We start from the raw sequence: 20561 nt of genomic DNA, 5'->3' as shown, positions 1-20561 counted from the left end.
CCGGTCTGGTCGGGTATTATACGGGGCAACCCGGGGTGCTCTTGCCGCTTACTTCCGGTTTCATTTCCGGTCATCGAGGGCTCTCACTTTCGTTCCGCCCCGCGCCCCATCCCCACACGTGCCTCCGACAAGTACCTGTATGGCAGCTCTTTCCCACGACCCGCGCCTGGACCAGCTCAAGGCCTGGGTGGCCGGACTCGGACCGGCATGGTCCGCCGATCCCGATTCCTGCGTGCCGGCTTCGGCCGATGCCAGCTTCCGGCGCTATTTCCGCGTCCGCACCGGCCATCGCGCGCATCCCACCGCGATCGTGATGGACGCCCCGCCGGCGCACGAGGACTGCCGCCCGTTCATCCACGTGTGCGGGCTGTTCGGCGACGCCGGCGTGACCGTGCCGACGGTGCTGGCGCAGGATCTGGAACAGGGTTTCCTGCTGCTGGCCGACCTTGGCAGCCAGACCTACCTGTCGAAGCTGGACGATTCCTCCGCGCACGGCCTCTACACCGACGCAGCCGCCGCGCTGGTCCGCATCCAGGCCGCCACGCGCCCCGGCGAGCTGCCCGCCTACGACCGCGCGCTGCTGCAGCGCGAACTCGACCTGTTCCCGCAGTGGTACGTGGCCAGGCACCTCGGCGCCACGCTGTCCGAGGCCCAGCAGGCCGACTGGCACGAAGTGACGGAAGCGCTGCTAGCCAATAACCTCGCCCAGCCCCAGGTGTACGTGCACCGCGATTTCCACTCGCGCAACCTGATGGTGCTCGAGGGCACCGCCAACCCGGGCGTGCTGGACTTCCAGGACGCGGTGACCGGCCCGATCACCTACGATGCGGTGTCGCTGTGGCGCGATGCCTATATCGAATGGGATGAGGAGCAGCAGCTGGACTGGCTGATCCGCTACTGGGAGCGCGCGCGCAAGGCCGCGCTGCCGGTCAACCCCGACTTCGGCGAGTTCTACCGCGACTTCGAGTGGATGGGGCTGCAGCGCCATCTCAAGGTGCTGGGCATCTTTGCCCGCCTGTACCACCGCGACGGCAAGGACGGCTACCTCGCCAACCTGCCGCTGGTGATGAAGTACACGCGCCAGGTGGCCGGGCGCTATACAGAATTGCGCAAGCTGATCCGCCTGCTGGACGCGCTCGAAGGCGTGTCCAGCCCGGCCGGCTATACGTTCTGACGCCATGCGCGCCGACGCAACCGGTCCGGACGACAATGCCGCGCCCGCCATCACCGCCGCCGGCGAATGGCTGGCCGGCGCGCGCGCGCTCGCGCCGATGCTGCTGGGCGTGGTGCCGTTCGGGCTGATCTACGGCGTGCTGGCGGTCGGCGCGGGCATGCCCGCCTGGCTCGCCTGCGCCATGAGCGCGATCGTGTTCGGCGGCGCCTCGCAGATGATCCTGACCCAGCTGTGGACCGCCGGCACCCCGGCGGTGGTGATCACGCTGACGGTGGCCATGGTCAACCTGCGCCACGCGCTGTACTCGGCCACCATCGCGCCGACGCTGGCCCACCTGCCGCGGCGCTGGAAGGCGCTGATCGCCTACCTGCTGACCGACGAGGCCTTTGCCGCGATGACGCACCGGCTGGGCGACACCGGCCCGCGCGCCCGCTACCGCCACTGGTATTACTTTGGCGGCGGCTTCGCGCTGTGGGCCAGCTGGCAGCTGTCGACGCTGGCCGGGGTGCTGGTCGGCGCCCAGGTGCCGCGCCACTGGCCGCTGGATTTCTTCCTGCCGCTGACCTTTATCGGCATCATCGTGCCGGGCCTCAGGCACCGCTCGCATGTCGCCGCGGCGCTGGCGGCCAGTGCGCTGGCGGTGGCCTGCTACAGCCTGCCGCACAAGCTCGGGCTGATGGTGGCGGCGCTGGGCGGCATCGCCGTCGGCATGCTGGTGCTGGGACGCGGCAACCGCCCCGGGCCCCGTGCCGCCAGCCACGCCGCCGACGGCGGCACCGCAGGCACCGCCGGCAAGGAGGCCGCATGAGCGCGCTGACGCTGCTGTGGGTGTTCCTGGCCGCGGGCCTGGCCACCTTCCTGATCCGCCTGTCGTTCATTGCCGTCGAAGGCCGGGTGCGGCTGCCGTCGTGGTTTCGCACCGCGCTGCAGTTCGTGCCGGCCGCGATGCTGTCGGCGCTGATCGCACCCGACCTGCTGATGCAGCAGGGCGAGCTCGCCCTGACCCCGACCAACGCCAGGCTGGTGGCCGGCGTGGTCGCCATCCTGATTGCCGCACGTACCCGCAGCGTGGGCTGGACCATTGCCGGCGGCATGGCCACGCTGCTTGCCCTGGAGGCCCTGTTCCGATGAAGGTGATGATCTTTGCCGCCGGCCGCGGCGACCGCATGCGTCCGCTGACCGATGCCTGCCCCAAGCCGCTGCTGGCGGTGGGCGGCAAGCCGCTGATCGTCTGGAAGATCGAAGCGCTGGCGCGCGCCGGGCTGCGCGACATCGTCATCAACCACGCCTGGCTGGGCGCGCAGATCGAAGCGGCGCTGGGCGACGGCAGCCGCTTCGGCGTGCGCATCGCCTATTCGGCTGAGGGCGAGGCGCTGGAAACCGCCGGCGGCATCGCCAAGGCCCTGCCGCTGCTGTCGCACGACCCGGTCCGCGGCGAGATCTTCCTGGCGGTGTCCGGCGACATCTTCTGCGACTACGATTTCCGCGCGCTGCTGCCGCGCGCGCAGGCGCTGGCGGGCGCGGCCGCGCCGCACATGCACCTGGTGATGGTGCCGAACCCGCCGTTCCATCCGCGCGGGGATTTCGCGCTGGACGACCACGGCCGGCTCTCGCTCGAGGCCGAGCCGGCCACCGGCGCGCGCCTCACCTTCGGCAATATCGGGCTGTACGACACCCGGCTGTTTACCGATATCGTGCCGGGCACGCGGCTGGCGATGACGCCGATCTACCATGCCGGCATCGCCGCCGGCACCGCCACCGGCGAGCGCTTCGACGGTCGCTGGGAGAACGTCGGCACGCCGGCGCAGCTGACGGAGCTGGACGCGATGCTGTCGGCCGCACCGGGGCGCTAGCGCGCGCGACTTTGGCGCCACTGGCGCAGCGGCGCCGCCAGCGGCGGTAGAATCGGCCTGATCCTCCTTATCAGGCCAGACCAATGTCCGCACCCGATCACGCCCACCTCGCCGCCCTCCTCGCCGCCTGCCGCGAACGCCGCGCCCGAGTGCTGCAGCACCTGCGCGCCGGCGGCGGCGGCGTGGCGATCCTGCCCACGGCGCCGGAAGCCATGCGCAACCGCGACAGCGACTATCCGTACCGGCACGACAGCTATTTCTATTACCTGAGCGGCTTCACCGAGCCCGAAGCGGTGCTGGTGCTGGTGGCCGGCGCGCCCGGCGAGCCGGCCGAGGCCGATCGCAGCATCCTGTTCTGCCGCCCCAAGCATGAAGAGCGCGAGATCTGGGACGGCTTCCGCTTCGGCCCGGAAGGCGCGCGCGCCGCGTTCGGCTTCGACGAAGCGCATTCGGTCGAAGAGATCGACGCCACGCTGCCGTCGCTGCTGGCCAACCGCGCGCAGGTGGCCTACCCGCTGGCCGATTCGATCCGCACCGACATGCAGATGCGCCGCTGGCTCGACGCGGTGCGCATGCAAGGCCGCGCCGGCGTGGCCGCGCCGTCGGTGGCGCTCGACATCCGCACCCTGCTCGACGAAATGCGGCTGTTCAAGGATGCCGGCGAACTCGCCATCATGCGCCGCGCCGCGGCGATTTCCGCCGGCGCCCATGTGCGCGCGATGCAGGCCACCCGCGCCGGCCTGCGCGAATACCACCTCGAGGCCGAGCTGCTCTATGAATTCCGCCGCCATGGCGCGCAGAGCGTGGCCTACAACTCGATCGTCGCCGCCGGCCCCAACGCCTGCGTGCTGCACTACCGCGCCGGCCCGGCCGAACTGAAGGACGGCGACCTGTGCCTGATCGACGCCGGCTGCGAGCTCGACGGCTACGCCTCGGACATCACCCGCACCTTCCCGGTCTCGGGGCGCTTCTCGCCGGCGCAGCGCGAGCTGTATGACTTGGTGGTGGCCGCGCAGCAGGCCGCCATCGACGAGACCCGCGCCGGCGTGCCCTACAACGTGCCGCATGACGCCGCCGTGCGCGTGCTGGCCCAGGGCATGCTCGACACCGGCCTGCTCGACCGCAACAAGGAAGGCACGCTCGACGACGTGCTGGCCAGCGGCAGCTACCGCCGCTTCTACATGCACCGCACCGGCCACTGGCTCGGCATGGATGTCCATGACGTGGGCGAGTACCGCGTGACCGGCCACAGCGGCGAGGGCGAGCGGCCGTGGCGGCCGCTGCAGCCCGGCATGGTGCTGACCATCGAGCCTGGCATCTACGTGCGCCCGGCCGAGGACGTGCCCGAGCGCTACTGGCATATCGGCATCCGCATCGAGGATGACGCCGTGGTCACCGAGGGCGACTGCGAGCTGATCACGCGCGGCGTGCCGGTGCTGGCCGACGAGATCGAAGCGCTGATGCGCGACCGCGCCAGCGCCGGGGGCCAGCGATGATCAGCTGGCTGCGCAGGATCCTGCCGGGCCAGGGCGGCGCCCGCGACCAGGCCGGCAGTGCCCGGCGACCCGATCCATCCGAACCGTTCATCGTCAACCTGTACGACGACCGCGTGGTGGTGCACCGCCCCGACGGCCAGCGCGAGGAGCTCGCCTGGAACGTGCTCGAACGCGTGGTGGTGCGGGTGTCCGAGCGCGCGCCGTGGGCCGGCCGGGCCTGGCTGATCCTGATCGGCGCGCCGGACTCGGGCCAGGGCTGCGTGGTGCCGTTCGATGCCGCCAACCATGCCGCGCTGCTGGAGCAGCTGCGCGCGCTGCCGGGCTTCAACCAGCAAAAGCTCGACAACGCGCTGCGCGACGCCGCGGCCGGCAAGTCGCGCTCGGACGCAATCTGCTGGAAGCGCGGCGCCGAAGCCCAGCCCGGAACCGGCGCAGACCAGGCAGGAGACAGCGACCATGGCGGCCCCGCAGCCTGATTTCGACGGCCCGGCCGATATCGCCATCGTCGGCGGCGGCCCGGTCGGGCTGGCGCTGGCCTGCCAGCTGTTGCGCACTACCGGCTGGCGCCTCGTGCTGGCCGACGCCGCCACGCCGGCGCGCGCGGCGCGCGACCCGCGCGCGATCGCGCTGTCGCACGGCAGCCGCCAGCTGCTCGAGCAGATCGGCGCATGGCCGGTGCCGGGCAGCCCGATCGAGCATATCCATGTGTCGCAGCGCGGCCGCTTCGGTCATGTCCGCCTGCACCATGACGACTATGGCGTGCCCGCGCTCGGCTACGTGGTGCGCTACGGCGAGCTGTGCAACGTGCTGGAGCGGGCGCTGGCGCAGGCATCGCAGGCGGCCGGCGAAGGCCAGCTGCGGCGGGTCTTCGAAACCCGCATCGAGCGGATCGAGCAGGATCCGGTGCCGCGCGCCGCCGACGTGGCGGACGCCGGCATCGTGCATCTGGAAGGAACGGGCCACGACGGCCAGGCGGCACGGTTTGCCGCGCGCTTGGCGGTCCAGGCCGAGGGCGGGCTGTTCCATGAACAGGCCGCGCACCAGGGCCGCGGCGCACGCACGCGCGACTACCGCCAGACCGCGGTGATCGCCCATGTGGCCTGCTCGCGCCCGCAGCCTGGCTGGGCCTGGGAGCGCTTCACCGAGGAAGGCCCGCTGGCGCTGCTGCCGCACGAGGAACACGGCACCCCCGGCTACGCGCTGGTGTGGTGCTGCCCGCCGGAACAGGCCGCGCGCCGCATCGCGCTGCCGGAGGCGCAGTTTGCCGCGGAGCTGGGCCAGGCCTTCGGCGACCGCATGGGCCAGTTCACGCTCGCGGGCAAGCGCCATGCCTTCCCGCTGGGGCTGAACGCCGCGCCGGTCACGGTCAACGGGCGCGTGGTCGCGGTCGGCAATGCCGCGCAGACGCTCCATCCGGTGGCCGGACAGGGGCTGAACCTGGGCCTGCGCGATGCGTTTGCGCTGGCCGACTCGCTGCGCGGCGCCTGCAGCCCGCAAGCGCTGCAGGCGTTTGCCGCCCGCCACCGCCTTGACCGCGCCGTCACCATCGGCGTGACCGACCTGCTGCCGCGCGTGTTCGGCGTGGCCTACCCGCTCGCGGCCCATGCCCGCGGCGCGTCGCTGGCGGCGCTGGCATGCCTGCCGCCGCTGCGGCACGCGCTGGCGCGCCACATGATGTTCGGCATGCGCCGTTAAAAGGGTTGGCCGGACGCTGCCAGTGGCGCTTGCGCCACTGGCGATGTGGCATGGCGCCACGGCCCCCGCCGCGCTGCGCCGCGGATGCTCAAATCTTGGGCAACCGCGACCGATTGGCGGTAGAATCCTGCCCTCGCACATGTCCCGATCCACCGCCGGCAGCAGTTTCGGCAGGGGCATGTTTTTCCGTTTCGTCTCTGTTTCCTTCCCGCCCCGCACAGACTGTCCCGATCCGTCGCGGCGCATGTCGTGCGGCGACGCCGGGGCCACCGGGACGGGCCACCAGAATCGCCGCTTCACCGCCATAACCGCCACCACCGCCGTGCAGATCGGACCTCACCAACTCCGCAACAACCTGTTTGTCGCCCCGATGGCGGGCGTGACGGACCGGCCCTTCCGCCAGCTGTGCAAGCAGCTGGGCGCGGGCTACGCGGTGTCGGAAATGGTCGCCTCCAACGCGCAGCTGTGGAAGAGCGAGAAGACCATGCGCCGCGCCAACCACGCCGGCGAGGTCGAGCCGATCGCCGTGCAGATCGCCGGCGCCGAGCCGTCGATGATGGCCGAGGCGGCGCGCTACAACGTCGACCGCGGCGCGCAGATCATCGACATCAACATGGGCTGCCCGGCCAAGAAGGTGTGCAACGTCGCCGCCGGCTCGGCCCTGCTGCAGAACGAGCCGCTGGTGGTGCGCATCGTCGAGGCGGTGGTCGCCGCGGTCGGCGAGCGCGTGCCGGTGACGCTGAAGATCCGAACCGGCTGGAACCGCGAGAACCGCAATGCGCTGCGCATCGCGCGCATGGTCGAGGACGCCGGCATCAGCATGCTGACCATCCACGGCCGCACCCGCGCCGACCTGTACCACGGCGACGCCGAGTACGAGACCATTGCCGCGGTCAAGGCGGAGCTGTCGATCCCGGTGGTCGCCAACGGCGACATCACCACGCCGCAGAAGGCCAGGCAGGTGCTGGCGCTGACCGGCGCCGACGCGCTCATGATCGGCCGCGCGGCGCAGGGCCGGCCCTGGCTGTTCCGCGAGATCGAGCACTTCCTGAAGACCGGCGAGATGCTGCCGTCGCCGGAAGTGGCCGAGATCCGCGCCATCATGAACGCCCACCTGGAAGACCACTACGCCTTCTACGGCGAGTTCACCGGCGTGCGCACCGCGCGCAAGCACATTGCCTGGTACACGCGCGGGCTGCGCGGCGCCAACCTGTTCCGCCATCGCATGAACACGCTGGAATCCACCACCGAGCAGCTGGCGGCGGTCAATGCGTTCTTCGACGAGCAGGCGCAGTTCTCGGACCGGCTGGTGTACGTCGACGACGCGGCGCAAGACAAAGACGAAGCGAACAACAACAAAAACGGGGAGTTGCTTGCCGCATGAGCCGCAACGCTATCGACCAGTGCATCCGGGAAAGCCTGGATACGTACTTTCGCGACCTGGACGGCGAAGAGCCGTCGAACATGTACAACATGGTGCTCGAGGCGGTCGAACGGCCGCTGCTGGAAGCCGTGATGGTGCGCGCCGAGCGCAACCAGTCGCTGGCGGCCGCCTACCTGGGCATCAATCGCAATACGCTGCGCAAGAAGCTGCAGCAGCACGGTTTACTTTGAATTTGAAGCGTTTCCCACTGCCATGATCAAGCAAGCCCTACTCTCCGTTTCCGACAAGACCGGCATCGTCGAATTCGCGCGCGAACTGAACGCGCTCGGCGTCACGCTGCTTTCCACCGGCGGCACCGCCAAGCTGCTGGCCGACAGCGGCCTGCCCGTGACGGAGGTGGCCGACTACACCGGCTTCCCGGAAATGCTCGACGGCCGCGTCAAGACGCTGCACCCGAAGGTCCACGGCGGCATCCTGGCGCGCCGTGACCTGCCCGAGCACATGGCCGCGCTGGCCGAGCACAACATCCCCACCATCGACCTGCTCGTGGTGAACCTGTACCCGTTCCAGCAGACCGTGGCCAAGGATGACTGCACGCTGCCGGACGCGATAGAGAACATCGACATCGGCGGCCCGACCATGCTGCGCTCGGCGGCCAAGAACCACCGCGACGTGACCGTGATCGTCGACCCGGCCGACTACGCCGTGGTGCTCGGTGAAATGCGCGCCAACGGCAACAGCGTCGGCTACGACACCAACTTCCGCCTGGCCACCAAGGTGTTCGCGCACACCGCGCAATACGACGGCGCCATCACCAACTACCTGACCAGCCTCGGCGCCGACAAGTCGCACCAGGGCCGCAGCGCCTACCCGCAAACCCTGAACCTGGCCTTCGACAAGGTGCAGGAAATGCGCTACGGCGAGAACCCGCACCAGTCGGCGGCGTTCTACCGCGACCTGAAGGCGGTCGACGGCGCGCTCGCCAACTATGTGCAGCTGCAGGGCAAGGAACTGTCGTACAACAACATCGCCGACGCCGATGCCGCGTGGGAGTGCGTAAAGTCGTTCGACGCTGCCGCGGGCGCCGCCTGCGTCATCATCAAGCACGCCAACCCGTGCGGCGTGGCGCTGGGCGCCAGCGCGCTGGAAGCGTATGACAAGGCCTTCAAGACCGACTCGACCTCGGCCTTCGGCGGCATCATCGCCTTCAACGTGGAACTGGACGAAGCCGCCGCGCAGGCGGTGGCCAGGCAGTTCGTCGAGGTGCTGATCGCGCCGTCGTTCAGCGCCGCCGCGCGCGCGGTGTTCGCGGCCAAGCAGAACGTGCGCCTGCTCGAGATCCCGCTGGGCAAGGGCATCAACCAGTTCGACTTCAAGCGCGTCGGCGGCGGCCTGCTGGTGCAGAGCCCGGACGCCAAGAACGTGCAGCCGTCCGAACTGCGCGTGGTGACGCGCCGCCACCCGACGCCGAAGGAAATGGACGACCTGATGTTCGCCTGGCGCGTGGCCAAGTTCGTCAAGTCCAACGCCATCGTGTTCTGCGGCGGCGGCATGACGCTGGGCGTGGGCGCCGGCCAGATGAGCCGCGTCGATTCGGCCCGCATCGCCAGTATCAAGGCGCAGAACGCCGGCCTGACCCTGGCCGGCTCGGCGGTGGCATCGGACGCGTTCTTCCCGTTCCGCGACGGCCTCGACGTGGTGGTCGACGCGGGCGCGACCTGCGTGATCCAGCCGGGCGGCTCGGTGCGCGACGACGAAGTGATCGCCGCCGCCGACGAGCGCGGCATTGCCATGGTGCTGACCGGCACGCGCCACTTCCGCCACTAAGCAAGATGAATCTCTCTCGCGCTTGTTTGCTCCCCTCTCCCGCTTGCGGGAGAGGGGCCGGGGGAGAGGGCAGGCGCTGGCAATACTGACGCGCGTCACTTCGCTGAAGCTCCGGCCCTCTCCCCAACCCTCTCCCGCAAGCGGGAGAGGGAGCACACAAGCGGTCTTGCATGCCATCGCTGGCCTTTCCCCAGGCCACAGCGCGAACACCCGCGCAAAAAGCAATACACTAGCACCGGCATCCACCCTACCCACCCAATGCGAATCCTAGGCATCGACCCCGGCCTGCGCACCACCGGCTTCGGCGTGATCGAGAAGCACGGCAACAAGCTTGCCTACGTGGCCTCGGGCACGATCAAGAGCGACGGCAACTCGACCCTGCCGGAACGGCTGAAAACGCTGTACGACGGCATCAGCGAGGTGTCGCGCACCTATGCGCCCGACTGCGCGGCGATCGAGAAGGTCTTCGTCAACGTCAACCCGCAGTCCACGCTGCTGCTCGGCCAGGCCCGCGGCGCAGCGATCTGCGGGCTGGTCGGCTATGGCCTGCCGGTGTTCGAATACACCGCGCTGCAGCTCAAGGTGGCGGTGGTCGGCTATGGCCGCGCCAACAAGGCGCAGGTGCAGGAAATGGTGACGCGGCTGCTGATGCTGCCCGGCCAGCCGGGCAGCGACGCCGCCGATGCGCTGGGCGTGGCGATCTGCCATGCCAATGGCGGCGATACCCTGGGCACGCTCGCCGGCCTGGCGCCCGAGCTGGTGCGCAAGGGCATGCGCGTGCGGCGCGGCCGCCTGGTCGGCTGAACACGCCGGCCGCAGCGCTTGCCGCTGCCGCCTCACGCTTGCGCGTCTTTTACAATCGGGGCTCGGTCCCACCTCAGGAACGCTGCATGCCTAGCCAGTCCCGACTGCGCGCGCCGCGCCCGCGCGCCAGCCTTGCCCGTGTTGTTGCCGCCTGCCGCCGCTGGCTGTTGCCGACCGTTGCCGCCGCGACGTGCGCGGTGCTGGCCGCAGGCTGCGCCACCGCGCCGCGCCCCAAGCGCGCCGCAGCGCCGGCTGCGCCGGCGCCGGCGCCCGCCGCGAGTGCTCCTGCCGCGGTGGCGGCGCCGCCGTCCAAGCCGCTGGTGATCGCGCACCGCGGTGCCAGCGCGCTGCGCCCGGAACATACGCTGGCCGCCTACGCCAAGGCGATCGAGGACGGCGCCGACGCGATCGAGCCGGACCTTGTCATGACCCGCGACGGCGTGCTGGTGGCGCGCCACGAGAACGACATCACCGGCACCACCAACGTCGCCGAACTGCCGCAGTTCGCCGAGCGCAAGCGCACCAAGGTGATCGACGGCGAGCGCCTGACCGGCTGGTTCACCGAGGACTTCACGCTGGCCGAGCTGAAGACGCTGCGCGCGCGCGAGCGCATTCCGCGCCTGCGCCCGGCCAATGCACGGCTGAACGACCAGTTCGAGGTACCGACCTTCGACGAGATCGTGCGCCTGGCCGAGCAGGCCGCGCTGCGCACCGGCAAACCCGTCGGCATCTATGCCGAGCTGAAGCACCCCAGCTACTTCCGCGGCATCGGCCTGCCGCTCGAGGACAAGCTCGTCGCGGCGGTGCGGGCGCAGCCGTACCTGCGCAATGCGCCGGTGTTCATCCAGTGTTTCGAGAGCGGCAGCCTGCGCACGCTGCGGCGCACGCTGGGCAACGGCTTGCCCAACGTCAGGCTGGTCCAGCTGATCGGCAACCCGCGCAAGGGCCCGGCCGACTGGAAGCTGGCCGGCGACGGCCGCACCTATGGCGACATGCTGAGTACGACCGGCCTGCGCGAAGTCGCGGCCTACGCCGACGGCATCGGCCCCGAGAAAAGCAGCGTGGTGCCCCGCGATGCGCAGGGTGCGCTGGGCGCGCCGACCGCGGTGGTGCAGCAGGCCCATGCCGCCGGCCTGTTCGTGCATCCGTACACCTTCCGCCCGGAAAACAGCTTCCTGCCCAAGGCGCTGCAGAGCGGCGGCGACGAGGCCACGCGCAGCCCGGCCGGCATGGAGCGCGAGGTGCAGGCCTTCGTCGCGGCCGGCATCGATGGCTTCTTCACCGACGACCCGGCGCTGGGCCGGCGCGCCGTCGATACACCGGCACGCTGAGCCGGCCGGGCGGCCGCCGCGCTACACTGGCGGCCGCCTCTTTCCTGACCTCCTGTTTTTTCCCGCACCATGATCGGACGCATCGCCGGCACCCTTATCGAGAAGAATCCCCCGCACCTGCTGGTCGACTGCCACGGCGTCGGCTACGAGGTCGACGTGCCGATGAGCACCTTCTACAACCTGCCGGCGGTGGGCCAGCCGGTGACCCTGCTGACGCAGCTGATCGTGCGCGAGGATGCGCACCTGCTGTACGGCTTCGGCAGCGCGGCCGAGCGCAACACCTTTCGCGAGCTGATCAAGATCACCGGCATCGGCGCGCGCATGGCGCTGGCGGTGCTGTCGGGCATGTCCGTGCCCGAGCTGGCGCAGGCGATCACGCTGCAGGAAGCCGGGCGCCTGACGCGCATCCCCGGCATCGGCAAGAAGACCGCCGAGCGCCTGCTGCTGGAGCTCAAGGGCAAGCTGGGCGCGGAACTGGGCCACGCGCCCGGCGCGCCAGCGGTGCCCGACAGTGCCGTCGACGTGCTCAATGCGCTGCTGGCGCTGGGCTACTCGGAAAAAGAAGCCGCTGCCGCGATCAAGCAGGTTCCGGCCGGCACCGGGGTGTCCGAGGGCATCAAGCTGGCGCTGAAGGCGCTGTCTAAGGGTTGAGCTTCGGATTGGCGCGTAGAATGGCGCTTTGTTGCCGCAGTCCGGGCCCCTGACCACCATGATCGAAACAGACAAGCTTGCCGCTCCCTCCCGCGTGATCGCCGCCACCCCCGCCTCGTCGCAGGAGGAGGCGTTCGAGCGCGCGCTGCGGCCCAAGCTGCTGGACGAGTATGTCGGCCAGGAAAAGGTGCGCGGCCAGCTGGACATCTTCATGCATGCGGCGCGCAAGCGCCGCGAGGCGCTCGACCACGTGCTGCTGTTCGGCCCGCCCGGGCTGGGCAAGACCACGCTGGCCCACATCATCGCGCGCGAGATGGGGGTCAACCTGCGCCAGACCTCCGGTCCGGTGCTGGAGCGACCCGGCGACCTCGCCGCGCTGCTGACCAACCTCGAAGCCAACGACGTCCTCTTCATCGACGAGATCCACCGGCTCTCGCCGGTGGTCGAGGAAATCCTGTACCCGGCGCTCGAGGACTACCAGATCGACATCATGATCGGCGAGGGCCCGGCGGCGCGCTCGGTCAAGCTGGACCTGCAGCCGTTCACGCTGGTGGGCGCGACCACGCGCGCCGGCATGCTGACCAACCCGCTGCGCGACCGCTTCGGCATCGTCGCGCGGCTGGAGTTCTACACCGCCGAGGAGCTGGCCCGCATCGTCAGCCGCTCGGCCCAGCTGCTGCATGCCCGCATCGATCCGCAAGGCGCGCTGGAGATCGCCCGGCGCGCGCGCGGCACGCCCCGCATCGCCAACCGGCTGCTGCGCCGCGTGCGCGACTATGCCGAGGTCAAGGGCGACGGCACCATCACGCGCGAGATGGCGGATGCCGCACTGGCCATGCTCGACGTCGACCGCGTCGGCTTCGACCTGATGGACCGCAAGCTGCTCGAGGCGGTGCTGCACAAGTTCGGCGGCGGCCCGGTCGGCGTGGACAACCTCGCCGCCGCGATCGGCGAAGAGCGCGACACCATCGAGGACGTGCTCGAACCCTACCTGATCCAGCAGGGCTACCTGCAGCGCACCCCGCGCGGGCGCGTCGCCACCGCGGCCGCCTACCGGCATTTCGGCCTGGCCAGCCCGCAAGGCATGGCCGGCGAAGGCGGCGAACTGTTCGGCGACGCCTGAACCGGTGCCCACGCGACGTGTGCCATGGCGCACACGTCGCGCTCAATTAAATGTTTTAAATTCGCACCCCAAATTTTTTCGAAGTGGATTGCTGGCCGGTGGCCGATTGTCCACAATGGCTTCATCGGCACCCTGCCCGGTGCCATGACGGCTGTGTCCGCCGGGGCACGGCGCCTTTGCAAACCTGTCAAGGAAAGCCATGATCCGCCAGTGTTCCAGCCTGCTAGCCGCACTTCTCGCCGTGGCCGCGTTCAGCGCCGGCAGTGCCAACGCCCAGCGCCCGCCGGCGCCGGTCGGCGTGGCCGAAGAAGCGGTCATCAGCGGCAAGATCGTCGATATCGATCCAGAAACCAAGGCGGTGCTGGTGCAGGGCCCGCGCGGCAACGTGGTCGAGCTGGTGGGCGGCGACGAGGTCCGCAATTTCGGCCAGATCCGCAAGGGCGACATCCTGACCGTGGCGCGCGGCGCCGCGCTGGTCGCGGCGCTGGAGCCGGTCGACAGCAAGGCGACGGCACTGGCCGAATCGGTCGACCGCACCACGCGCGCGGCCGAGGGCGGCAAGCCCGGCATCATGCGCGAGATCACCACCACGGTGACCGCCCAGATCACCAAGGTCGACCCGGCCAAGCGCCTGCTCACCTTCCGCGGCCCGCGCGAGACGCTGCGCACGGTCAAGGTCCAGGACCCCGCCATCGATCTGAATGGCATCAAGCAAGGCCAGATGGCCAAGATCGTCTACCGTGAAGTCGTGGCCATTACGGTCAGGGCGCCAGCGGCAGCCGCAGCAAACTGAGCCACTGAATCAGGCGCGGTACTTTTCCCATCAGGAGGTTACCTATGAATCGTCGCCACTTTGTTACCCGGGTTGCCGGATCGGGCCTGCTCGTTGCGACCGCGATGGCCGCGGGCTGTACCACCACCGGCACCGGCGCGTCCAAAGACCCGGTCGCCAAGAAGCAAGAGATCGATGCGGGAGTCGATGGCGCGCTGAACCGGCTGTACTCCTCGGCCAACGGCTCCCGCGAGCTGGCCCAGCGCGCGCAGGGCATCCTGGTGTTCCCGCGCGTACTGGCAGGCGGCTTTATCGTAGGCGCCGAATACGGCGAAGGCGCGTTGCGATCGAAGGGCGCGACGGTCGGCTACTACAGCACGACGCAGGCCTCGGTCGGGCTGACCGCCGGCGGGCAGTCCAAGGCCGTCATCATCATGTTCATGACGCCGGAGGCCTACAACAAGTTCGTGGCCAGCAAGGGCTGGACCGCCGGCGCGGACGCCAACGTGGCGGTGGCCAAGATCGGCGCTGACGGCAGGCTCGACACGCTCACCAGCCAGCAGCCGGTGATCGCCTTCGTGCAGACCAATGCCGGCCTGATGTTCGACGTCTCGGTGAACGGGTCCAAGATCAGCAAGCTGGATATCTGACCTAACGGCGATGCCGCTCCGGCAGCGGCCGCCCTCTCTGACACGGTTCCCGGCCCAGGCCGGGAATTTGCTTTTTGGGCACCCGTGGCTGCGCCATGCCGGACCTTGCTGCATGCGCGAACGCGCCGCGTGCTGGCATAATCGCGCCCAACTCACTGCGCCAGCGCGCACGCGACCGGGAGCCCCCAATGACTGCCACCACCGCCAGCCCGCCCCAGGCCGGCCGCGTCTACCGCTACTACGACTTCGTCATGGTGGCCTTCGTCACCGTGCTGCTGTGCTCGAACCTGATCGGCGCGGCCAAGGCGGCGCAAGTCACGCTGCCACTGATCGGCACGGTGACTTTCGGTGCGGGGGTGTTGTTTTTCCCGATCTCATACATCTTCGGCGACGTGCTGACCGAGGTCTACGGCTACGGCCGCGACCGGCGCGTGGTCTGGGCGGGTTTTGCCGCGCTGGCCTTCGCCACCTTCATGAGCGTGGTGGTGCTGAACATGCCGGTCGCGCCGTTCATGGCGGACTACCAGCAGAGCCTGCAGGACGTGTTCGGCAATACCTGGCGCATCGCGCTCGGTTCCCTGATCGCATTCTGCTGCGGCAGCTTTACCAACAGCTATGTGCTGGCCAAGATGAAGCTGTGGACCGCTGGCCGCTGGCTGTGGACGCGCACCATCGGCTCGACGCTGGCGGGCGAGCTGGTGGACTCGTCACTGTTCTACGTGATCGCCTTCTACGGCATCTGGCCGCTGGAGCAGGTGATCCAGGTGGCGGTGGCGCAGTACGTGCTGAAGACCGGCTGGGAAGTGGTGATGACGCCGGTCACGTACAAGGTGGTGGGCTTCCTCAAGCGCGCCGAGAACGAAGACTACTTCGACCGGCATACCAACTTCACGCCGTTCCGCGTCCGGGTCTAGCGCCGCGCTACGGCACGCGCCGGTCCACCTCGTCCAGCGCCAGGTTTTCCAGGTGGCTGACGTCGCCCCATTGGGCCAGCGTCAGGTGGGTGCTGTCGCTGCGCAGGCGGTTGACGCTGGCATTGAGCAGCTCGTGCTGGCGTGGCGCTTCCAGCGTCATGCCGGTGGCCTCGCGGTAGAGGCAGTCGAGCACGCCGCCGTGGGCGACCAGCGCGATGCGCTCGCCCGGATGCCGGCGCGACAGCGCCAGCACCGCGTCCACGGTGCGTTCGTGGAAACCCAGCAGCGACTCGCCCTCGGGCGGCGCGTAATCGGGCACGCGCGCCTGCCAGCGCGCAAAGTCTTCCGGCAGGTGCTCGGCCACCTCGGCGTAGGTCTTGCCCTGCAGCGAGCCGTAGCTGCGCTCGCGCAGGCGCGCATCGGCGCGCACCTGCAGCCCCAGCGCCTCGGCCAGCGGCGCGGCGGTTTCCAGCGCGCGCGACAGGTCGCTGGAATACACCGCATCGATCGGCTCGCCCGCCAGCGCATTGGCCAGCGCGCGGGCCTGGGCATGGCCGGTCTCGTTCAGCGGAATATCGAGCTGGCCCTGCAGCCGGCGCTCCCGGTTCCAGGCCGTTTCGCCATGGCGGATCACGATCAGGTGGGTAAAGGCCAGCGAATGCGGCCCGGGGCTTTGCGACATGCCGTTTCCTTCGGGGTTGCTGCGGGTGCTTGCTTGGGGCCGTGCGGGCCCGGCACCGCGCGGGACGCGGCACCGGTCCGGCTTCAGGCCGCCGATGACTTGGCCAGCTTCGGGTTCAGCGTATAGGTGCCGGTAAGGCTGGCCTGCGCCAGCACGTGGCCCTGGATCGCTTCGCGCACCTGGGTGCCGGTAAAGGTGCCCTCCAGCGGCAGCCGGTCGAGGTCCAGCGCATACAGCGTGAACACGTAGTGGTGCAGCAGCGCGTCGTTCCACGGCGGGCACGGGCCGTCATAGCCGTAGTAGTCGCCCTTCATGTCGGCATCGCCGGCAAACCAGCCGGTGTAGTCGTTGATGCCGTGGCGCAGGCCGCCGGCGGCGGCGGTGCCGCCGGTGGCTTCCGGGCCCGGCTTGCCGCGCGCGATCACGCCGTCGCTGTGCGAGCCCGCGGCGATCGAGGTCAGCCCCGGGGGGATGTCGACCAGCACCCAGTGGAAGAAGTCCACGCGCGGCAGCGCGGCCGGCACTTCACGGCCTTCCTGGTTGACGTCGTCGCCCTTGCTGGGGACGTCGCGGTCGTGGCAGATCAGCACGAACGAGCGCGTCTCGGCCGGCGCGTCTTCCCAGTGCAGGTCGGGATTGCGGTTGTTCGACAGGGCCACGTGGGCGGCGGCGTCGGGCACGCAGAAGGCGAACTCGCCGGGGATCGGCGCGTTGTCGTTGAAGGACTTGCTCCAGAGTTTCATTTGTCTCTCCTGTCTTGATGCCGCGCCGGGGACGCGGCAGCTTCGAATCGGTTCAGGCCGGCGCCACGCGCAGCCAGAACGTGACCGGACCGTCATTGACCAGGCTGACCTGCATCATCGCGCCGAACTCGCCGGTCTGCACCTGCGGATGGGCAGCGCGCGCCCGCGCGACGAAATGCTCGTACAGGCGCCGGCCCTCCTCGGGCGAGGCCGCGGGGGTAAAGCTGGGCCGCGTGCCGCTGTTGGTATCGGCCGCCAGCGTGAACTGCGACACCACCAGCAGCCCGCCCGGATTGCCGTTGCCGTCCATGTTCTGCACCGGCAGGTTCATCTTGCCGTCCGCATCGGAAAACACCCGGTACGACAACATCTTGGCAAGCAGCCGCTCGGCCTGCGCCTCGGTGTCGCCACGCTCGGCGCAGACCAGTGCCAGCAGGCCGGCGCCGATCTCGCCGGTGGTGCGGCCTGCAACCGTGACGCGGGCCTGGGCCACCCGCTGGATCAGCGCGATCATCGCCGCCTCAGGCCAGCGTCACGCGCGCGAAGCGGCGCTTGCCGACCTGCACGACGTAGGTGCCCGCGGCCACCTTGGTAGCCTTGTCGCTCACCGTGGCGCCGTCGATCTTGACGCCGCCCTGCTCGATATTGCGGTTGGCCTCCGAGGTCGACGGCACCAGGTTGGCCTGCTTGAGCAGCTGCGCGATGCCCAGCGGCGCACCTTCCAGGCTGACCGCGGGGATATCGTCCGGCACGCCGCCCCGCGCGCGATGATTGAAGTCTTCCAGCGCCTTCTCGGCATCGGCCTGGCTGTGGAAGCGCGCCACGATCTCCTGCGCCAGCAGCACCTTGCAGTCGCGCGGATTGCGTCCCGCGGCGATCTCCTGCTTCATCAAGTCGATCTCGCTCATCGGGCGGAACGACAGCAGCGCGAAGTACTGCCACATCAGGTCGTCCGAGATGCTCATCAGCTTGCCGAACATCTCGTTGGGCGCCTCGGTCACGCCCACGTAGTTGCCCTTGGACTTGGACATCTTCTCGACCCCGTCCAGGCCCACCAGCAGCGGCATGGTCAGGATGCATTGCGGCTCCTGGCCGTATTCCTTCTGCAGCTCGCGCCCCACCAGCAGGTTGAACTTCTGGTCGGTGCCGCCCAGTTCCAGGTCGGACTTCAGCGCCACCGAGTCGTAGCCCTGCATCAGCGGGTAGAGGAACTCGTGCACGGAAATCGGGATCCCGGAGCGGAAGCGCTTGGTGAAGTCGTCACGCTCCATCATGCGCGCCACGGTGTACTTGGCCGCCAGCTGGATCATGCCGCGCGCGCCGAGCGGATCGCACCATTCGCTGTTGTAGCGGATCTCGGTACGGGCCGGGTCGAGCACCAGGCTGGCCTGGCGGTAGTAGGTCTGGGCATTGGCCTCGATCTGCTCGCGCGTGAGCGGCGGGCGCGTGCTGTTGCGGCCCGACGGGTCGCCGATGGTCGAGGTGAAGTCGCCAATCAGGAAGATCACCTGGTGGCCGAGGTCCTGCAGCTGGCGCAGCTTGTTCAGCACCACGGTGTGGCCGATATGGATGTCGGGCGCGGTCGGGTCCAGGCCCAGCTTGATGCGCAGCGGCACGCCGGTGGCCTCGCTGCGCGCCAGCTTCTGCGCCCACTCCGCTTCGATCAGCAGCTCGTCGCAGCCGCGCCTGGAGATCTCCAGGGCCTGCATCACCGAGGGCGTCAGGGGGTATTTGGCCGGTGCGGCCGAGGCAACTTCAGTCATCACGTAAGTCTTTGAAATACTTGAAATTTTAGGAAATCTGCCGACAGCCGCCAGGGCCGGATTTTGGTATAATCCGCGTTTCCAGGCGCCAGCGGAAGCCTTTCCGGTGCGCCACCCGTCACTTTGCGCGGCACTTTTGCACAGCAAGGCAGGCGGCCAAAATTACTGAATACTGACAGCACGCGCCGCACCTCGGGGGAGGAAGGCAGACGAGACACATCGTCCCCGGCAGCGGGCTCAGACCAAGGTTGAATTTTACGTGATGTGGTCCAGACTCCGCGAAGTTTTCGCGCGTGAGCTGGTGGTGCTGGTCGATCCGACCAACCCCCAGCATGCGCGGCGGCGCAAACAACTGACGGCCTCGGTCGGCGCGATCTTCACGCTCGGCATGGCCGCGGCCATGGGTGTCGCGCCGCGCAGCGCCTACGACGATCCGCGCGCGCCTCGCACCCAGCAGGCCCTGCGCATGCCCGACGTGCGCGAACAGCTCGAACAACTCACCGACAGCCAGGCCGTGTACGTGCGCGAAGAGCGCATGCAGCGCGGCGACACCATTGCCAGCCTGCTCAAGCGCCTGGGCGTGGACGATGCCGACGCGCAGGCGTTCATCGTCAAGAATCCCACCGCGCGCGGCCTGTTCAACCTGAACCCGGGCCAGGCGGTGCAGGCGGAAATCGACGAGAGCAACACGCTGGTGTCGCTGCAGGCCAACCTCGGCGGCGACGCCGCGGCCTCGCGCGAGCTGGTGATCGAGCGCGTGCGCGCCGCCAGCGGCGACAGCGCCGCCGCCTACAAGGCCAAGGTGCAGCGCGTCGACAACGACGTGCACTACGAGATGGCCTCGGGCGCGATTTCCTCCGGCGGCTTCTTCAAGGCCATGGACGCGGCCAACGTGCCCGACGAAGTGGTGCAGCAGATGCTGTCGATCTTCTCCGGCGTGATCGACTTCCACCACGATATCGCCGCCGGCGACCGCTTCCGCATCATCTATGAAGCGGGCTTCCGCGACGGCACCTTCGTGCGCAACGGCCGCGTGGTCGCGCTCGAGCTGATCAACCGCAACCAGCTGCACCAGGCGCTGTGGTTCGCGCCCGAAGGCAGCAAGGACGGCGGCGCCTACTACACCTTCGACGGGCGCAGCATGAAGCGGCCGTTCCTGCGTTCGCCGGTGGAGTTCTCGCGCGTGTCGTCGGGCTTCGGCGGCCGCGAGCATCCGCTGCATCATGACTGGGCCCAGCACAAGGGCGTGGACTTCGCCGCCCCGACCGGCACCAAGGTGCTGGCCACCGGCGACGGCGTGGTCGAGTTCGTCGGCCAGCAGAACGGCTACGGCAACATCGTCATCCTGTCGCACCCCAACGGCTATTCCACCTATTACGCGCACCTGTCCGGCTTTGCCGGCATGCGCCAGGGGCAGGTGGTGCGCCAGGGCCAGCTGATCGGCTATGTCGGCGCGACCGGCTGGGCCACCGGCCCGCACCTGCACTACGAGTTCCGCTTCAACGACGTGCCGCAGAACCCGCTGACCGTCACGCTGATGGAATCGCCGCCGCTGACCGGCAAGTCGCGCCAGGAATTCCTGACCTACACCAGCGGGCTGCTCAGCCGCATCAACGCGCTGCGCACCTATAACGTGCTGACCGCCGCCAACTGACGCGTCCATCGTGATCCCCGCGCCCGGCAGCGAACGCTATATCGG

Annotated in this window: 22 protein-coding genes; 18 read left to right on the top strand and 4 right to left on the bottom strand. The window is 69.3% G+C overall.

Features of this window, described 5'->3' with window-relative positions:
* The first annotated feature begins 139 nt into the window (after positions 1-139).
* From CBM2588_RS03740 to CBM2588_RS03660, 17 genes are all read left to right on the top strand, one after another.
* A complete protein-coding gene (locus CBM2588_RS03740) occupies positions 140-1174 on the top strand; it encodes an aminoglycoside phosphotransferase family protein (protein WP_115679408.1) in 1035 nt (344 codons plus the stop codon).
* Between the two features lie 4 nt (positions 1175-1178).
* Positions 1179-1982: an AzlC family ABC transporter permease gene (locus CBM2588_RS03735; RefSeq protein ID WP_115679407.1), complete on the top strand. Its 804-nt coding sequence runs from the start codon at positions 1179-1181 to the stop codon at positions 1980-1982.
* Positions 1979-2305 carry an AzlD domain-containing protein gene (locus CBM2588_RS03730; protein ID WP_012351792.1) on the top strand — a complete coding sequence of 109 codons (327 nt, stop codon included), beginning with the start codon at positions 1979-1981 and terminating at the stop codon, positions 2303-2305. Before CBM2588_RS03735 ends, CBM2588_RS03730 begins: the two co-directional genes overlap by 4 nt.
* Entirely contained in the window at positions 2302-3027 is a 726-nt protein-coding gene (gene murU, locus CBM2588_RS03725; protein ID WP_115679406.1) for an N-acetylmuramate alpha-1-phosphate uridylyltransferase MurU, read from the top strand. The genes CBM2588_RS03730 and murU overlap by 4 nt, the downstream gene beginning before the upstream one ends.
* Before the next feature lie 83 nt (positions 3028-3110).
* Positions 3111-4523 (top strand): aminopeptidase P N-terminal domain-containing protein, encoded by a 1413-nt coding sequence (locus CBM2588_RS03720; protein ID WP_115679405.1) that lies wholly within the window; start codon positions 3111-3113, stop codon positions 4521-4523.
* Positions 4520-4999, top strand: a complete 480-nt coding sequence (locus CBM2588_RS03715; RefSeq protein WP_115679404.1) for a hypothetical protein — start codon at positions 4520-4522, stop codon at positions 4997-4999. The genes CBM2588_RS03720 and CBM2588_RS03715 overlap by 4 nt, the downstream gene beginning before the upstream one ends.
* Positions 4980-6218: a UbiH/UbiF/VisC/COQ6 family ubiquinone biosynthesis hydroxylase gene (locus tag CBM2588_RS03710; protein ID WP_115679403.1), complete on the top strand. Its 1239-nt coding sequence runs from the start codon at positions 4980-4982 to the stop codon at positions 6216-6218. The genes CBM2588_RS03715 and CBM2588_RS03710 overlap by 20 nt, the downstream gene beginning before the upstream one ends.
* 322 nt (positions 6219-6540) lie before the next feature.
* Positions 6541-7602, top strand: coding sequence for a tRNA dihydrouridine synthase DusB (gene dusB / locus CBM2588_RS03705; RefSeq protein ID WP_115681382.1), 1062 nt, complete (start codon positions 6541-6543; stop codon positions 7600-7602).
* Positions 7599-7832, top strand: a complete 234-nt coding sequence (locus tag CBM2588_RS03700; RefSeq protein ID WP_010813887.1) for a Fis family transcriptional regulator — start codon at positions 7599-7601, stop codon at positions 7830-7832. The genes dusB and CBM2588_RS03700 overlap by 4 nt, the downstream gene beginning before the upstream one ends.
* Positions 7833-7854: 22 nt before the next feature.
* Entirely contained in the window at positions 7855-9429 is a 1575-nt protein-coding gene (gene purH, locus CBM2588_RS03695; protein ID WP_115679402.1) for a bifunctional phosphoribosylaminoimidazolecarboxamide formyltransferase/IMP cyclohydrolase, read from the top strand.
* 258 nt (positions 9430-9687) lie between these two features.
* A complete protein-coding gene (gene ruvC, locus CBM2588_RS03690) occupies positions 9688-10233 on the top strand; it encodes a crossover junction endodeoxyribonuclease RuvC (protein WP_115663009.1) in 546 nt (181 codons plus the stop codon).
* 86 nt (positions 10234-10319) lie between these two features.
* A complete protein-coding gene (locus CBM2588_RS03685; protein WP_115679400.1) occupies positions 10320-11564 on the top strand; it encodes a glycerophosphodiester phosphodiesterase in 1245 nt (414 codons plus the stop codon).
* A 69-nt stretch (positions 11565-11633) separates the two neighbouring features.
* A complete protein-coding gene (ruvA, locus tag CBM2588_RS03680) occupies positions 11634-12215 on the top strand; it encodes a Holliday junction branch migration protein RuvA (RefSeq protein ID WP_018008807.1) in 582 nt (193 codons plus the stop codon).
* Positions 12216-12273: 58 nt separating this feature from the next.
* Positions 12274-13338, top strand: a complete 1065-nt coding sequence (gene ruvB, locus CBM2588_RS03675) for a Holliday junction branch migration DNA helicase RuvB (protein ID WP_115679399.1) — start codon at positions 12274-12276, stop codon at positions 13336-13338.
* Positions 13339-13537: 199 nt separating this feature from the next.
* Complete coding sequence (locus CBM2588_RS03670; protein WP_115679398.1) at positions 13538-14131, top strand: hypothetical protein; 594 nt, start codon at positions 13538-13540, stop codon at positions 14129-14131.
* Positions 14132-14175: 44 nt separating this feature from the next.
* Positions 14176-14760, top strand: coding sequence for a BPSL1445 family SYLF domain-containing lipoprotein (locus CBM2588_RS03665; RefSeq protein ID WP_115679397.1), 585 nt, complete (start codon positions 14176-14178; stop codon positions 14758-14760).
* Between the two features lie 188 nt (positions 14761-14948).
* Positions 14949-15674 carry a queuosine precursor transporter gene (locus CBM2588_RS03660; RefSeq protein ID WP_115679396.1) on the top strand — a complete coding sequence of 242 codons (726 nt, stop codon included), beginning with the start codon at positions 14949-14951 and terminating at the stop codon, positions 15672-15674.
* A gap of 7 nt (positions 15675-15681) precedes the next feature.
* Here the strand turns inward: CBM2588_RS03660 and CBM2588_RS03655 are convergent, their stop codons facing one another.
* From CBM2588_RS03655 to tyrS, 4 genes are all read right to left on the bottom strand, one after another.
* The gene (locus CBM2588_RS03655) at positions 15682-16356 is read right to left on the bottom strand and encodes a histidine phosphatase family protein (RefSeq protein ID WP_115679395.1); all 675 of its coding nucleotides are present in this window, start codon (positions 16354-16356) and stop codon (positions 15682-15684) included.
* Positions 16357-16439: 83 nt separating this feature from the next.
* Entirely contained in the window at positions 16440-17099 is a 660-nt protein-coding gene (locus CBM2588_RS03650; protein ID WP_115679394.1) for a YbhB/YbcL family Raf kinase inhibitor-like protein, read from the bottom strand.
* Positions 17100-17151: 52 nt separating this feature from the next.
* Complete coding sequence (gene dtd, locus CBM2588_RS03645) at positions 17152-17613, bottom strand: D-aminoacyl-tRNA deacylase (protein WP_115679393.1); 462 nt, start codon at positions 17611-17613, stop codon at positions 17152-17154.
* A 7-nt stretch (positions 17614-17620) separates the two neighbouring features.
* On the bottom strand, positions 17621-18862 hold the full coding sequence (gene tyrS, locus CBM2588_RS03640; protein WP_115679392.1) for a tyrosine--tRNA ligase: 1242 nt from the start codon (positions 18860-18862) through the stop codon (positions 17621-17623).
* Between the two features lie 262 nt (positions 18863-19124).
* Between tyrS and CBM2588_RS03635 the strand changes: the two genes are divergently transcribed.
* Complete coding sequence (locus tag CBM2588_RS03635) at positions 19125-20516, top strand: M23 family metallopeptidase (protein WP_115679391.1); 1392 nt, start codon at positions 19125-19127, stop codon at positions 20514-20516.
* The last annotated feature ends 45 nt before the right edge of the window (positions 20517-20561 follow it).

This window comes from Cupriavidus taiwanensis, from assembly GCF_900250075.1.
GTDB lineage: Bacteria > Pseudomonadota > Gammaproteobacteria > Burkholderiales > Burkholderiaceae > Cupriavidus > Cupriavidus taiwanensis_C.
Note: the sequence above shows the minus strand (reverse complement) of the source record. Positions and strands in the feature narration are given on the sequence as shown.